15 protein-coding genes are annotated in these 14,931 nt (G+C 68.5%); 8 read left to right on the forward strand and 7 right to left on the reverse strand.

Features of this window, described 5'->3' with window-relative positions:
* Window positions 1-550 precede the first annotated feature (550 nt).
* A complete protein-coding gene (locus LVQ62_RS04355; protein ID WP_233765573.1) occupies window positions 551-1,630 on the reverse strand; it encodes an inositol-3-phosphate synthase in 1,080 nt (359 codons plus the stop codon).
* Window positions 1,631-1,632: 2 nt separating this feature from the next.
* Complete coding sequence (locus LVQ62_RS04360; RefSeq protein WP_233765575.1) at window positions 1,633-2,292, reverse strand: PadR family transcriptional regulator; 660 nt, start codon at window positions 2,290-2,292, stop codon at window positions 1,633-1,635.
* Between the two features lie 346 nt (window positions 2,293-2,638).
* Here LVQ62_RS04360 and LVQ62_RS04365 point away from each other — a divergent pair, with 346 nt between their 5' ends.
* Both LVQ62_RS04365 and LVQ62_RS04370 read left to right on the forward strand, forming a co-directional pair.
* On the forward strand, window positions 2,639-3,079 hold the full coding sequence (locus LVQ62_RS04365; protein ID WP_233765577.1) for an OsmC family peroxiredoxin: 441 nt from the start codon (window positions 2,639-2,641) through the stop codon (window positions 3,077-3,079).
* 247 nt (window positions 3,080-3,326) lie between these two features.
* Window positions 3,327-5,642 carry a transglycosylase domain-containing protein gene (locus tag LVQ62_RS04370; protein ID WP_233765579.1) on the forward strand — a complete coding sequence of 772 codons (2,316 nt, stop codon included), beginning with the start codon at window positions 3,327-3,329 and terminating at the stop codon, window positions 5,640-5,642.
* Between the two features lie 93 nt (window positions 5,643-5,735).
* Here the strand turns inward: LVQ62_RS04370 and LVQ62_RS04375 are convergent, their stop codons facing one another.
* The 3 genes from LVQ62_RS04375 to LVQ62_RS04385 form a co-directional block, all read right to left on the reverse strand.
* Window positions 5,736-6,404: a DUF1989 domain-containing protein gene (locus LVQ62_RS04375; RefSeq protein ID WP_179483355.1), complete on the reverse strand. Its 669-nt coding sequence runs from the start codon at window positions 6,402-6,404 to the stop codon at window positions 5,736-5,738.
* Window positions 6,401-7,111 carry a guanitoxin biosynthesis heme-dependent pre-guanitoxin N-hydroxylase GntA gene (gene gntA, locus LVQ62_RS04380; protein WP_208052777.1) on the reverse strand — a complete coding sequence of 237 codons (711 nt, stop codon included), beginning with the start codon at window positions 7,109-7,111 and terminating at the stop codon, window positions 6,401-6,403. The genes LVQ62_RS04375 and gntA overlap by 4 nt, the downstream gene beginning before the upstream one ends.
* Before the next feature lie 80 nt (window positions 7,112-7,191).
* Window positions 7,192-7,662 (reverse strand): hypothetical protein, encoded by a 471-nt coding sequence (locus tag LVQ62_RS04385; RefSeq protein WP_233765581.1) that lies wholly within the window; start codon window positions 7,660-7,662, stop codon window positions 7,192-7,194.
* A gap of 85 nt (window positions 7,663-7,747) precedes the next feature.
* Here LVQ62_RS04385 and LVQ62_RS04390 point away from each other — a divergent pair, with 85 nt between their 5' ends.
* The 5 genes from LVQ62_RS04390 to rplI all read left to right on the forward strand — a co-directional run bounded on the left by LVQ62_RS04390 (window position 7,748) and on the right by rplI (window position 11,104).
* A complete protein-coding gene (locus tag LVQ62_RS04390) occupies window positions 7,748-9,091 on the forward strand; it encodes a hypothetical protein (RefSeq protein ID WP_233765583.1) in 1,344 nt (447 codons plus the stop codon).
* A 215-nt stretch (window positions 9,092-9,306) separates the two neighbouring features.
* A complete protein-coding gene (gene rpsF, locus LVQ62_RS04395) occupies window positions 9,307-9,594 on the forward strand; it encodes a 30S ribosomal protein S6 (RefSeq protein WP_179483352.1) in 288 nt (95 codons plus the stop codon).
* A 47-nt stretch (window positions 9,595-9,641) separates the two neighbouring features.
* Window positions 9,642-10,244: a single-stranded DNA-binding protein gene (locus LVQ62_RS04400; protein ID WP_208052774.1), complete on the forward strand. Its 603-nt coding sequence runs from the start codon at window positions 9,642-9,644 to the stop codon at window positions 10,242-10,244.
* A 156-nt stretch (window positions 10,245-10,400) separates the two neighbouring features.
* Entirely contained in the window at window positions 10,401-10,637 is a 237-nt protein-coding gene (gene rpsR / locus LVQ62_RS04405) for a 30S ribosomal protein S18 (protein ID WP_013494395.1), read from the forward strand.
* Window positions 10,638-10,654: 17 nt separating this feature from the next.
* Window positions 10,655-11,104, forward strand: a complete 450-nt coding sequence (gene rplI, locus LVQ62_RS04410) for a 50S ribosomal protein L9 (RefSeq protein WP_179483350.1) — start codon at window positions 10,655-10,657, stop codon at window positions 11,102-11,104.
* 156 nt (window positions 11,105-11,260) lie between these two features.
* Here the strand turns inward: rplI and LVQ62_RS04415 are convergent, their stop codons facing one another.
* Entirely contained in the window at window positions 11,261-11,839 is a 579-nt protein-coding gene (locus LVQ62_RS04415; protein WP_179483349.1) for a TerD family protein, read from the reverse strand.
* Between the two features lie 107 nt (window positions 11,840-11,946).
* Window positions 11,947-13,275, reverse strand: coding sequence for an MATE family efflux transporter (locus LVQ62_RS04420; RefSeq protein WP_233765591.1), 1,329 nt, complete (start codon window positions 13,273-13,275; stop codon window positions 11,947-11,949).
* 371 nt (window positions 13,276-13,646) lie between these two features.
* On the opposite strand from LVQ62_RS04420, the gene LVQ62_RS04425 reads away from it, so the two are divergent.
* Window positions 13,647-14,363 carry a peptidoglycan-binding domain-containing protein gene (locus tag LVQ62_RS04425; RefSeq protein WP_233765593.1) on the forward strand — a complete coding sequence of 239 codons (717 nt, stop codon included), beginning with the start codon at window positions 13,647-13,649 and terminating at the stop codon, window positions 14,361-14,363.
* Window positions 14,364-14,931: the final 568 nt, after the last annotated feature.

The following is a 14,931-nucleotide window of genomic DNA, read 5'->3' on the forward strand; positions in this document are numbered from 1 at the left end:
CCCAGACTGTCGTTCTGGGGTACACCCCAATACGACACATTGGGATGGTCCGAAGCTTGTCGTTCTGGTTGGGTGCTCCGGTCATTCCGACAGATGTGTCGGCGATGTCCCTCCCAAGAGGTCTCAGACAGTTACCTACCTGTGGGTGTCGTCGGTCGACCACCACTAAAGGCGTAAGCGTCGAGCCGACGCCGCCAGAGCTCCCGCGGGCGGATACGCCCTTCGCGCGGACACCGAGGAGATCGTCGTAGCCGGGGAGGATGCGGCCCCGAGCGCCGCTGCTGCCAGGGCGCGGATACCGGAGTCCGGCGCGATGGGCACAGTGACGGAGTTGTTCTGTGATTTATCGGGAGTCGGGTGGCCGGCCGATCCAGGATGCGACCGCAGGGGCGCGAAGCATCCCCGCTGTGTCGTCGCACCGGTGCCCCGGAGATCGACAGCGACCGCACATCGAACCGCCGGTCAGGACCCGGTTCTCTCCTCGGGCATGCGGAAGGCCGCGCCCCTCGACGAGGGGAGCGCGGCCGACCGGTCGAACGGGTGAGGTCGCTCAGCGAGCCTCGGTGCCCTCGATGAAGGCCTCGAGCTTCGCGCGGCCGATCTCGTCACGACGCTGCTCGGGCGGGGACTTCATCAGGTACGACGAGGCGGACAGCAGGGCGCCGCCGATGCCGCGGTCCTTGGCGATCTTCGCGGCGCGGATCGCGTCGATGATGATGCCAGCGGAGTTGGGGGAGTCCCAGACCTCGAGCTTGTACTCCAGGTTCAGGGGGACGTCACCGAACGCGCGACCCTCGAGACGTACGTACGCCCACTTGCGGTCGTCCAGCCACTGCACGTAGTCGCTGGGGCCGATGTGCACGTTGCGCGCACCGAGGTCGTGCTCCAGGTTGGAGGTGACGGCCTGGGTCTTGGAGATCTTCTTGGACTCCAGGCGGTCGCGCTCCAACATGTTCTTGAAGTCCATGTTGCCGCCGACGTTCAGCTGGTAGGTGCGGTCCAGCACCACCCCGCGGTCCTCGAACAGCTTCGCCATCACGCGGTGGGTGATGGTCGCGCCGACCTGGGACTTGATGTCGTCACCGATGATCGGGACGCCCGCGTCCTCGAACTTCTTGGCCCACTCGGGGTCGGAGGCGATGAACACCGGCAGCGCGTTGACGAACGCGACGTTGGCATCGATCGCGCACTGCGCGTAGAACTTGTCGGCCGTCTCGGAGCCGACGGGCAGGTAGGAGACCAGGACGTCGGCCTTGGAGTCCTTCAGGACCTGCACGACGTCGACGGGCTCGGCGTCGGACTCGTCGATGGTCAGCGCGTAGTACTTGCCGATGCCGTCGAGGGTGTGGCCACGCTGCACGGTGACGCCGGTCGGCGGCACGTCGGCGATCTTGATGGTGTTGTTCTCCGAGGCGCCGATGGCGTCGGACAGGTCGAAGCCCACCTTCTTGGCGTCGACGTCGAACGCGGCGACGAACTCCACGTCGTTGACGTGGTAGTCGCCGAACATCACGTGCATCAGACCGGGCACGACGTGCTCGGGGTTTGCGTCCTTGTAGTACTCGACACCCTGCACGAGCGAGCTCGCGCAGTTACCGACGCCAACGATGGCGACGCGGATGGATCCCATGATCACTCCTTCTTGTCCTGCGCCGGTCCGGCCAGCAGGTCTGTGTGGTCCTCGGCCGAAATGGCCTGCGGTGTTGTGCGGGCGGGCGTGCCGTAGGCCGATCGCTCTGTCTCGATCAGCTCCGACAACCACCGCACCTCACGCTCGGTGGAGTCCAGGCCGTGCCGTTGCAGCTCGGCCGTGTAACTGTCCACGCGCTGGCGACGCGTCGCGCTCGCGGTGCGCGCGTCGTCCAGCCGTTCCTCCAACCGACTGCGCCGACCCTCCAGGATGCGCAACCGCACGTCGCGGCTGGCACGCCCGAAGAAGGCGAAGTGCACGTCGAAGTTCTCGTCCTCCCAGGACGCCGGGCCCGTCTGGGACATGAGCGTCTGGAACTGCTCCTTGCCCTCCGCGGTCAGCTCGTAGGTGATCCTGGTGCGCTTCTTTCCCGCACCGAGCTGACCGAGCTGGCTCGGCTCGTTCTCGTTCTCGTCATGCCGTTCGTTGATCCAGCCGCGCTCGACGAGTGAGCGCAGGCAGGGGTAGAGCGAACCGAACGACACCGCACGGAAGGCGCCGAGCACACCGGACAACTGCTTGCGCAGCTCGTACCCGTGCAGAGGCGCCTCGTGCAACAACCCCAGGACGGCGAGCTCGAGGATCGCGCCACGTCGTGACATGGGCTGCTCCTCTCGTGCTCCGGCGGCCCGGTCGTCGCCGTTCGGGGCACCGCAGAGTGCGAGATGAACGGCAGGTGACGTTCGCGTGTCGCCTGGGGGTTGTCTGTGCAGAAGAGTACACCGTCGATGTATCGAATCGATACATCGACGGGCACAACCGGTGGCGTGTCGACGCTCGCCCGGCGGTGAGGGACGGTGACAGCGTCGCGGTGCTTGCGGCGGATCCCGCGCGCCGGCGGCGACGCTGTCGTACCGTTCGAAGCACGTGGTCTGCGAGCCGACCATGCGGGATCTCCTGCGGCTGAGCCTCGCACGTCGCCACGACCGATCCCCAGAGGAGAAGCAGATGCCGACACGGAGCGCACGCACAGGCTGGACCGGGACCCTCGAGCAGGGTTCGGGCAAGGTGGAGCTGTCCAGCTCCGGCATCGGCACCTACGACATGTCGTTCCCGAAGCGGGCCGCGGAGTCCGCCGACGGCACCACCAGCCCCGAGGAGCTCATCGCCGCGGCGCACTCGGCCTGCTACGCGATGCAGCTGTCCGCGGTCATCGCCGAGCAGGGCGGCACCCCGCAGGCGCTCGACGTGACGGCCGACGTCTCCCTCGGCCCGGACCCGGCGGGCGGTTTCCGGCTCACCGGCATCGCTCTCAAGGTGGTCGGCGAGGTCGAGGGCTTCACCGATGCCCAGTTCCAGGACGCCGCGAAGAACGCCAAGGAGACCTGCCCGGTCAGCAAGGCGCTCACCGGCGTCGACGTTACCCTGGACGCCTCGCTCGAGAGCTGAGCGCGCCACAGCACGACCACGGCCCACCGGATCGGATCCGGTGGGCCGTGGTGCGTGGTGGTGCTGCTCGTCCTGTCAGTCCTGTTACTCCTGTTACTCCTGGTCGCCGTTCGGGATGTACGCGCCGGGCACCTGCGACGGAGCGTCCGGGCGCGACGACAGTGCGAACAACCGGTGACTTCTGCCCGGCCAACGGCCGGATCCCGGCCCACACCTGCTACTTAGCCCCTCGGGCTACCCTGCACCGGTGAGCGATGAGGGACCGGTCGGCCCGGTGGACGGTGACTCCGCGCGGGGTCAGGAAGGGCGGCAGACCGGCGGGGGGTCGGCGCGCGCGCCGCATGGGCCTGGTGGCCGTCGTCGCGGGCACGGTCTGTTCTTCAAGGTCGTCACCCGCACGATCGTCGGGCTCTTCGCGCTCTTCCTCATCGGTGTGATCGCGCTCGTGGTCATCTACCAGCGGACCCAGATCCCGCAGCCGGACCAGCAGGCCGGCCGCCAGGTGGCCGTCGTCTACTACAGCGACGGCAAGACCGAACTCGGTCGGATCGGACCGGTCAACCGCCAGAACGTGCGTCTGGACCAGGTGCCTCAGCAGGTGCAGTACGCGTTCCTGTCGGCCGAGGACCGCAACTTCTACGACAACAAGGGCGTCTCGCCGTCCGGCATCCTGCGGGCGGCGTGGGCCGACGCGCGTGGCGGCTCCCAGCAGGGCGGTTCGACCATCACGCAGCAGTACGTCAAGAACTACTTCCTGACCCAGAACCGCACGGTCTCCCGCAAGGTCAAGGAGATCATGATCTCGATCAAGATCGACCAGAAGTACACCAAGCAGCAGATCCTGACCGATTACCTCAACACCATCTACTTCGGGCGCAACGCCTACGGCATCCAGTCGGCGTCGCAGGCGTATTTCGGCGTCGACTCCGACCAGTTGACGCTCAACCAGGGCGCCTTCCTGGCGTCGGTCATCAACGCACCGGCGTACTTCGACCCGGCCAACGGCGCCGACTCCCAGGCTCGCGCGGCCGCGCGGATGGCCTACGTCTTCGACGGCATGGTCAAGAAGGGCTGGCTCACCCGGGCCCAGGCGTCCGCGCAGACCTTCCCGACGTTCAAGTCGCCCAAACCGGTGAACACCCGGACCGGCTCGACCGGGTATCTGCTCGCGGCCATCGAGAACGAGCTCTCGACCAAGCTGAAGCTGAGCGGTCAGGACATCGGCCGCAGCGGGCTGCGGATCACCAGCACGATCGACAAGAACGACCAGGCAGCGGCGGTGCAGGCGGTCAAGAACAGCGTCAGCGCGCAGACCGCGAGCACCGACCAGGTGCATGCCGGGTTGATCTCGCAGAAGCCCGACGGCGCCGTCGTCGCGATGTACGGCGGATCTGACTATCAGAAGACCCAGTTCAACTCCGCCCAGCAGGCGGCCGTACCCGGCGGTTCGAGTTTCAAGGTGTTCGCCCTCACCGCCGCTCAGGAAGAGGGGATAGGCCTCAACACCCAGGTCAGTGGAGCCAACAATCTGCGCCTGCCGGGCGTGTCCAAGCCCATCACCAACGACCGTGGCGAGACCTTCGGCCTGATCAACCTGCGCACCGCGCTCGCCGACTCGGTCAACACGGCGTTCGTGCGGCTCAACGTCCGGATGGGAAGCGGCAAGACGCTCGCCGCGGCCAAGCAGCTCGGCATCCCGGCGACCGACCCGAACATGAACAACCCGACACCGGTGGACACGCTGGGGGTGGCGGACGTGCACGTCATCGACATGGCGAACGCGTACAACACCATCAACGCGGGCGGGAAGCGCGCGTCGCCGTACTTCGTGCAGAAGGTCACCAGTGAGCAGGGTGGGTACAGCTATACCGCGCACCCGGACAGCACCCAGGTGGTCTCCAAGGACATCGCCGACAACGTTGCGAGCGCCATGGCCGGCCCGATCACCTACCCGACAGGTAGCGCGCACGCGACATTGCGCGACTTCGGTCGCCCCGCAGCGGGCAAGACGGGCACCGTCGGATCGGGCGGCAAGTTCCGGTCCGCATGGTTTACCGGGTTCACCCCCGGCCAGCTGACGACCTCCGTGGGCATGTACGCCGGTGACGGCGGGACCAATAGTTCGCTCGCCAAGGCGGGACAGCAGTTCTACGGCGGGGTGGTGCCGACGCAGATCTGGAAGGACTACATGACGCTCGCCTTGCAGGGTCAGCCGATCACTCAGCTGCCGAAGGCCACCAACGGCGGGTCGGCGGACAACATCCCGACGTCGTCGACCACGACGCCGCCCCCGACCAGCACGACCACGACGTCCGCGCCGCCGACGAGCACCTCGACATCGACGAGCACGGCGCCCCCGTCCACGACTCCGCCCCCAACGTCGACCACGACGACGCCGCCCCCCAGCTCGACGAGGACCACCCCGCCCTCCACGTCCACACCCCCGACGAGCACGCGGACCACTCCGCCGACACGGCGACCCACCAGTCCGCCGACGCCGGTGCTGCCACCTACCCGGGCCGTGCCCTCACCGAGCTCGCCCGCCACGCCGTCCAGCGGCTGACCGCCGCGCTGAGATCCCGATTCGAGAGGGTTCGAGCGGACTCGGACCGGCGTGAAACCGGATCTCAGCGCGGGGGCGCGACTTCACCGGCGGTCAGCTGACGCGGACGTCGATCGGGGTGCAGTGGCCGTTGTTGGACTTCTCCGCCGAGCAGGCGGTGACCCCGGCGAGCAGGTCGACCTCGGCGCGGATGGCGAAACCGTCGCCGGGACGCGTCGGCGGCGGGTCGATGTGCAGCTCGCCGTCCTCGCTGGTCCACACGTCCATGAAGACGTTCATCGTGGTGCCGATGCGGTCCGGTGAGACACCCGCCGGCCCGAGCGCGTCGCACAGGTTCTGGAAGCAGCTGGGGTGCGGCGCCCCGCCGAACTCGGGGTAGAGCACGTCGAACGTCTGCTGGCTGCACGGCGTGAGCGTCAGGTCGTGGATCCCGACGGAGTCCTCCACGATCGTGGCGAGCACGGTGCTGCGGTTGCTCCACAGCCGGTCGCCGGTGCTGACGTAGAGGGTGTTGTTGTAGTCGACCGTGCGCCCGGCCGAGAGGCATTCCTCCGGATCGGCGGCGGTCACCAGGTAGAGGTCGGCGACCTGTTCACCGCACGGGTCGACGATCTGCAGCGTCTGCCCCGCCGCGACGGGCACGAGCAGCCCGGTCTGCGGGGGCAGCCGGGTCCAGCCCGGCGCGGGAGACGCGGCGTCGCCGCCGTACGGGCGTGGCGGGGTCGGCGCCCGCGGAGTGCGGGGTCTGCGGGGGTCGGTCATGCGTCGTCCTCACGGGCCTCGAACGGGGGCTTCCAGTCGTCGTCGACGGCGCGCCCGGAGTATTGACGTGCCTCCGAACTGTCGCCGTGGTCCTCGGCCATCGGGTTGACCCCGCCCTGCAGGCGGGTGTCACGAGTGCGGATGGCGGTGCGCATCCGGTCGAATCCGCCCTCCTCGCGCAGGCGTTCGAACTGTGCGTGCAGGTTGAACACCAGCATCGGCAACGGCGCCCTCCGGGCGATGCGCGACGCGGCAGGGTGCAGGCCCACGATGAAGAACGCGGTGCCGGCGTGGCTGAACGCGAAGTGCGGCTGGGCCGGATCGTCGGACACTCCCTCCGTCCACGGCTGGTCGTCCCCGTCGTGCAGGGTCTGCAGCACACCCCACAGCAGCTTCTCGAACTGCGCCTCGCTGGTCACGACCGGCGAACGGAACGCCGCGATGAGGGAGACGAAATCGGTCGCGTCCTTCGTCCGGGCGGCGAAGGTCCGCAGGGCGTCGGCCAGGGTCGCCAGGTCGTCGGCGTGCTCCATCTCGTCCAGCACCACGACGGACGCGGTGTCCCGACGGAACACCGACCGCGCGCCGAGGCACGGGTACTCCGGATGCATCACCATCTCGGTCAGTGCCCGCACGACGCCGTCGTCGGGGCCGGACTCCAGATCGCGGCGGGCGGAGCTGCCGAGCAGGGTGCTCAGGCTCTTCATGCGCCTCATCGGCGGGCGGGGTGTCATAGGCACCACCGTGCCGTACCCGCATTCACCTGAGTTGACTCGCGCGTACGACGTCAGCCGAACGCCGCACCGCACGCACAGGCCAGCAGCAGCACACCGAGGACTGCGCGGACCCGGTCGATCACGAGAAGGCGCGCGATCAGCACGGGGTCGGCACGCGACAACCGTCCGTGCACAGGCGCCGCCCCCACACCCGTGACCACGGCGACGGCCAGCGCCAACAGTGCGCCGGCGTACGTCCACGGACCCCGGTCGGCCACCAGCATCCAGACGGTGGCGCCGGCGAGGGCGAGGTAGACGACCCCGACCAGCGGCGTGATGCGGCGGCTGTGACGGTCGTGCTCGACGGCCCACCGATCAGTGGGGATTCGCGCCAGAGCCGGGTAGACCAGGACCGTCACCGTCGCCTGGAATCCGGCGTGCAGCGCGGTGGCCGCGAGGAAGGCGGCGCCGGGTGCGGTGACGGTCACCCGGTCGAGTCTGCCCGAGTCGCGCCGTCGTTCGTCGTGAGCCCTAGATGTCATTTGCAGAGGGTGGATCGCCCCCCGCGACCATCCGGAAGCGACATCTCACGCCATTCGTCGAGTCGGCGCGCGTACTCTTCCCGCCATGCCCGACGACGCGCGACGACTCGTCACGCCCAGCCGAGGCGACGGTGTCGCTGCGGCCGCGACCGAGGTCATCGGCGGCCCGGTCGGCCGATTCGCTCGCGCTGGTGCCCGCAGCTGGCTGTACGTCGGCGGGGTGCTCTCGTCGCTGGCCAGCGTCCTGATCGCGCTCGGCGTGCTGCAGAAGAACCACTGCGAACGGATGGGCTGGGGTGCGCCCGCGGCGTTCTGGCGCGGCTGTTACTCCGACCTGCCGGTCGGCGTCGGGGGGCAGTCCGCTGCCACGCCGTGGAGCACCGGCGGGCCGGGTCACACGCAACCGGTCATCACCGCGTTCGTCACCTGGGGTCTGCAGCACCTGGTGCCCGGCGGCGGCACCGTCCTGCACCAGCAGCAGATCTACTACGCGATCTGCGCGGTCGTCATCACCGCGCTCGTCGCCGCGACCACCATCGCCACCGCGTCCATGCTGCGCGACTCGCCCTGGCAGGCCGCGCACGTCGCCCTCAGCCCGGTGCTGATCACAGCGTCCCTGTTGTCGCTGGACATCCTCGGGGTGGCGCTCGCGACCATCGGGATGGCGCTCTGGATGCGCCGGATGCCGCTCGCGGCCGGCGCGCTGCTCGGGGCCGCCGTGATGGCGCGCACCTACCCGCTGATCATCATTGCGGCGATCGTGCTGCTCGCCACCCGCGAGCGGCGGACCTCCGAGGCGGTCCGGCTACTGGCCGCCGCCGCGGCGACCGCGGTGTTCTTCCTGCTCGCGGCGGTCGCGGTCGGAGGCGACCCGCTGGCGCCCTACCGCGCGTGGGGTTCGGCGACGGCGTCGTACGGCTCGCCGTGGCTGGTCTCGGCGATCCTGCACGTGACGATTCCGCCGACCGCGCTGACGGTGGTCGCGCTGCTCGGCTGGCTCGCGGCGCTGCTCGCCGGGATGCTGCGCGTGAGCATGCGTGCTCCGGTGCGGCTCGGACCGCTCGCGCTGATGATGCTGGTCATCGTGCTGGTCACCGGCCGGTCCTTTCCGCTGCAGGCATCGTTGTGGGTGCTTCCACTGATCGCGATCTGCGCGCTGCGGTGGCGCGAGCATCTGGTCTGGGCGATGGTCGAGGTCGTCTACTTCGTGATGGTCTGGATGTACGCCGGCGTCTCCTCCAACCCGGGCAAGGCGCTGGCACCCGCCGGCTACGCGGTGTTCTCCGTGATCCGGCTGGTGGCGTACGCCGGTCTGGCGGCCGCGGCGTGGGAGTCGGCCGAGGATGTGGACGACCGGATGCGCCCCGTCGTACGCCGCCCCGCGGCCCGCGACGGCGCGGATTTCCGCGCGAGCAGCACTCCCGCCTAGACTCGGCTGCTGTTCGTCACTTCACACCCCCTGTGGACAAACGCGCACGCCTGTCGGTGCCTTCGGGCACAGTGGCGTGCCAGGTAGGTCCTTGGTGGGTGACACCGACCGGTCTCGCCAGCTGGCGCGGCCACCGGTGATGTGACGACGACGCTGCAACCCTCCTGTCACGGAGAGACCGTGACCGCTTGAGACCGAAGGAGGTGGGTTCATTCATGCGTCAGTACGAATTGATGATCATCCTCGATCCCGAACTCGATGAGCGCACTGTCCAGCCCTCGCTGGAGAAGTTCCTCACCGTTGTCACCAAGGACGGTGGCAAGGTCGACAACCTCGACATCTGGGGTCGTCGCCGCCTGGCCTACGACATCACGAAGAAGTCCGAAGGCATCTACGCCGTCGTCACCATGACGGCCGAATCCGCGACGGCCAAGGAGCTGGACCGCCAGCTCGGCCTGAACGAGTCGATCCTGCGCACCAAGCTCCTGCGCGTCGACGCCTGACGACTCTTCGCACTCGAGAAGCTAGACAGGAAGCAGGGAACCACACCATGGCTGGCGACACCGTCATCACAATCATCGGGAACCTCACGCAGGACCCCGAGCTGCGCTTCACCCCCTCGGGTGCTGCCGTCGCGAACTTCACCGTGGCCTCCACGCCGCGGCAGTTCGACCGGCAGAGCAACGAGTGGAAGGACGGCGAAACGCTGTTCATGCGCTGCTCGGTCTGGCGTGACGCGGCGGAGAACGTCGCCGAGTCCCTCACCCGCGGTTCGCGGGTGCTGGTCTCGGGACGGCTGAAGTCGCGCTCCTTCGACACCAAGGAGGGCGAGAAGCGCACCGTGGTGGAGTTGGACGTCGAAGAGGTCGGCCCGTCGCTGCGGTACGCCACCGCGAAGGTCAACAAGACCCAGCGCGGTGGTGGTGGCGGCTTCGGCGGCAACGCCGGCGGCGGCCAGGGCGGCAACGCCGGTGGCGGATTCGGCGGACAGGGCGGTGCCTCAGGCGGCGGCGCCCCGGCCAACGACCCGTGGGCCACGGGTGGCGGCCAGGGCGGCAACGCGGGCGCGGGCAATTCCGCGCCGGCAGGCGGCCAGGGCGGTCAGGGCGGCGGCTGGAACACCGGCCCGTCGTACGACGAGCCGCCTTTCTAGGTCACCTCACTTCGTTCTGTGCTTCTCACCCGCGTGGGACGCCCCACGGCATCCCACGAGGTCCGCGGTCTCGACCACTCGTCGTGACCAGTTCATTCATCACCATCCATCCCGAGCGCAGACGCGTTTCGGGCTCTCACGAAGGAGAGCACCACGGTGGCTAAGCCCGTAGTTCGCAAGCCCAAGAAGAAGGCCAACCCGCTCAAGGCGGCGAAGGTCGAGAACATCGACTACAAGGACACTGCGCTGCTGCGCAAGTTCATCAGCGACCGCGGCAAGATCCGCGCGCGTCGGGTGACCGGTGTGTCCGTCCAGGAGCAGCGCCTCATCGCCACGGCCGTCAAGAACGCCCGTGAGATGGCGTTGCTGCCCTACTCCAGCTCGGCACGCTGAGCGGAAAGGGACCAGACATGAAGCTCATCCTGACCCACGAAGTACCCCAGCTCGGTGCCGCAGGCGACGTGGTGGAGGTCAAGGACGGCTACGGCCGCAACTACCTCCTCCCGCGTGGTTTCGCCACCCAGTGGACCAAGGGCGGCCAGAAGCAGGTCGAGTCGATCACTCGTGCCCGCGCCACCCGCGCGGTCAAGAACCTCGAGGACGCCCAGGCACTCAAGGTGCGCCTGGAGTCCGCCACCGTCACGCTGCCGGTCCGCGCAGGCGGCTCCGGCCGGCTGTACGGCGCCGTCACCAGCGGTGACATCGCCGACGCGGTGCAGGCCGCCGGTGCCGGCACCGTCGACCGCCGCACCATCCAGGTGACGACCCCGATCCGGTCGCTCGGCGCCCACGCTGTCCAGGTCCGCCTGCACCCCGAGGTGCAGGCCGACCTGAAGCTGGACGTCGTCGCGTCGAAGTGACGCCGCACGCAGCATGAGAAGAAGGCCCCGGGACTTTGTCCCGGGGCCTTCTTCGTCGGGCGACTCGCCTACTGCCGGTATGCGCGCGCGTAAGGGCCCCTCGGCCCCGAATATCGCCGTAGGCGACTGGGAGCGGTCGCGGGAGGTGAAGCCGCCTCAGGCCACCGTCAGGCCGAAGCTGCGGATGACCGCGGCCAGTCCACCGGCATACCCCTGCCCGGTGGCCCGGAACTGCCAGTCGCCGCCTTCGCGGACCAACTCGCCGAAGAGCATGGCGGTCTCGGTGGAGTAGTCCTCGGCGAGGTCGTAGCGCACGATCTCCCGGTCGGTCTTGGCGTCGACCATCCGGATGAACGCGTTCTGCACCTGTCCGAAGTTCTGGCCGCGCGCCTCCGCCTCGTGGATGGACACGACGAAGACCAGCTTGGCGGCATTCGGCGGGAGCGCGGGCAGCTCGACCGTGATGACCTCGTCGTCGCCCTCGCCCTCGCCCGTGCGGTTGTCGCCCTGGTGCACCACGGCGTCGCCTGGCGAGCGGAGTTGGCCGTAGAAGACGAACCACGAGTCGTCGATGCAGCGACCGCTCGCGTCGCACACCATGACGGAGGCATCCAGGTCGAATTCGGCACCGGTCGTGGTGCGCGGGTCCCATCCCAGCCCGGCGATGGCGGTGGTCAGGGTCGGAGCTTCCTTGGCGAGCGAGATAGCCCCGCCCTTGTTCAGTGAGATCGACATCGTCGGTGCTACTCCTTGCTGTGTCACGACCCGTGTGGAAGACGTCACACTAGCCGTCCTTCCCGAGTGCCTCAGGCGGTAGCTCGGATGCGTGCGCCCACGTGCTGTCACGCGCCGGGCACCAGCCACCGATCCGAGCGAGAACGCAGCAGTAGCAAAGCCATTCGAGCGATCATGTACGTCGCGAAGGCACACCACAGCGCGACGACCGATGTGCGGGCTCCATGCCGTGCGAGGTCGGCGGCGTGCGCGTGGAGCACGATCGCCACCGGTGCGTAGAGGAGTAGCAGCACGGTCTGCACCACCGCCAGAGCTCGTCCGTCACCCGCGCCGATGAGCACCCCGTCGAGTACGAAGACGACCCCCGCGACCGGTGCCAGAAGTGCGATGACCACCAGCGCGGCGGCCAGCGCGCTGCGTACGCCGGCGTCCGGCGTGAACACCGGCGGCAGCACCGTGTGGATGAGTCCGAGCAGCACACCCACCGCACATCCGGCGCCCAGGCTCCAGCCCAGCATCAACCGGGTGCGGGAGCGCACCAGCGCGGTGTCACCGGCCCCGAGCGCCGTCCCGGTGAGGGACTGCGCGGCGATCGCGAGCGCGTCGAGGACGAAGCTGAGGAAGCCGAAGACCGTCATCGCGACCTGGTGTGCCGCGAGGGGGATGTCGCCGAGCGCCGTGGCATCCCAGGTGGTGAGAAGCAGAACGGCGCGCAGCGCGACGGTGCGCACGAGCAGGGGTACGCCGTGACGGGCCGACCGCAGGACCCCGTTCGGTCGTGGAACAAGGGAGGCCCCCTCGGCCGTCGCGCGCCGCAGGACGACTGCGGCCAGTCCCGTGGCCATGCCCCACTGGGCGATGACGGTGCCGTAGGCCGAGCCCGCGATGCCCAAGTGCACGCCGTAGACCAGGACGAGGTTGAGTGCGAGGTTGGCCGCGAACCCCACGGTGGTGGCGACCAGCGGCGTGACGGTGTTCTGGAACCCGCGCAGCACTCCCGTGGCCGCGAGGGCCAGCAGCATGGCCGGCAGGCCGAGAGCGCTGATGCGCAGGTAGACGGCAGCCTGTGCCAGCACCTCACCACCGGCGCCGAAGACCCGGCACACGGGAGTCGCGAAGAGGGCCACCAGGAGCGCGGTCACGACTCCCACCCCGATCGCGAGCCACATCCCATCGACGCCCGCGCCCAGCGCGTCGCCCTGCCGGCCGGCGCCCACCCACCGCGCGACGAGGGAGGTCGTGCCGTACGCGAGGAAGACGAAGACGTTGGCAGCGGTGAGCAGTGCCGCGCTGGCCACCCCGAGACCCGCGAGCGGCGCGACGCCGAGATGCCCCACGATGGCGGAGTCCGCCAGCAGGAAGAGTGGTTCGGCGACCAGGGACAGCAGAGCGGGGACGGCGAGACGCAAAATCGTCCGGGTGTCGCTGCGCTCCATGCGGGACAGGCTAGAGGGGGAAGGCTCGATAGCCATGTCCACCATGTGGGACAGTTCTATCTCATCGACCGGACGGAATCTTCAAGCATGGCAGGCGGTGTCTCGAACCGCGTCCTGCCCCGTCATTCCGGGGATCGGTCACGGAATGGTCACGGGGCGACCTGGGGGCCTCGCCGCTGTCTGCGGCGATAGAGGCCGAGAACATTCTGCGGAGTGAATTTGGTGAAGCCTTGAACTAGGGCATAGTCATCCCGTCGCGGACCAGCACGGGGGTTCTGACCGCGGTACGTCGGGCTCCCCGTGCACTATCGCGCGGACGTGTCCGGTCAGCTGTCTCAGCCTGTCTCCGACTGTCGAAGGATTACGTCCTCATGGGTTCCTACACCCCTCGCCATCTCAAGCACGAGCCCCACCGCTTCCTGTCCTCCGTCGGTCGCCGTGGCGCCGCGGTCGGCATCGGCGCTGCGGTCGTCGTGCCGGGCCTGGTCGCGACCGAGCTCTCCACCGCCTCGACCGCATCGGCGTCGAGCGCCCACGTGGTCGTCCTGCACACGGGCTCGACCGGCTACTACGTCAAGGTCGTGCAGAAGCGTCTGCACATCCCGCAGACCTCCCGCTTCGATGCGCGCACCCTGCACGCTGTCAAGAACTTCCAGCGCATCAAGCACCTCGCGCGTGACGGTTACGTCGGCCCGCAGACCTGGCGCGCGCTCGGTGGCTTCCCCGGCAGCGCGTCGACCGCGCCCAAGCCGTCGGCCTCAGGTTCGCGGGTCGTCTCGATCGCCGAGCGGTACACCGGAGTGCCCTACGTCTACGGTGGCTCGACGCCGCGCGGCTTCGACTGCTCCGGCTTCACGTCCTACGTCTACCGCCAGGTCGGGCACAGCCTGCCCCGCACCGCCGCCGCGCAGGCGAACGCGACCCGGCGCGTGTCGTCGCCGCGACCCGGCGACCTGGTCTTCTACGGCTACCCGGCGCACCACGTCGGTATCTACGTCGGCGGCAACAACATGATCGACTCCGCCAAGCCGGGCACGCGCATCCACGTGCACGCGATCTGGGGCGCGCACTACTTCGGTCGCGTCTGATCTCCTCGGAGATCTGTTTCGGGACCTGATGAAGGCCCGGCCCTTTCGGGGGCCGGGCCTTCTCGTATCCCCGGCGAATTCTTTGCATCATTCAGTCCGCACTATTCATGGACGCCATAGTCAAGAGCCGTCTCACATAGTGGACAGGCATGGATATCGAAATTCTTTCGGCATGTTGTTCGAACATTGAATGACCTGCCTGTGACTTCACGGCCGGGAGGGGCGGCGAATATCCCGGAATTGCGCGAATTCGTTTGAAAATACAACGATGTAAGTCACAAGCGTGCAATTTCCGCTGTCAACCATCTGCGCGGCGAGTCGCAGAAATCCCACCTTTCACATTGGCCACACGCCAGGCATAGTCCTCTTGTCGCGGTCGGGGCCGTGACCGCGGACGACGAGCGACATCGCGTACGAACTGCCGCTTACCCGCGATGGGCTCAACAGCCCGTCGCGGCCCGACGCCACCGAGAGGCTCCGATGACGACGACAACCAGCCCGCGCCACATGAGGCACCGCCCGGGAATGACCGCCAAGGTCGGACCGGTCCTGACACCGCGCAGCACCG

It is taken from the genome of Allobranchiibius sp. GilTou73 (assembly GCF_021391335.1).
Classification (GTDB): Bacteria; Actinomycetota; Actinomycetes; order Actinomycetales; family Dermatophilaceae; genus Allobranchiibius; species Allobranchiibius huperziae.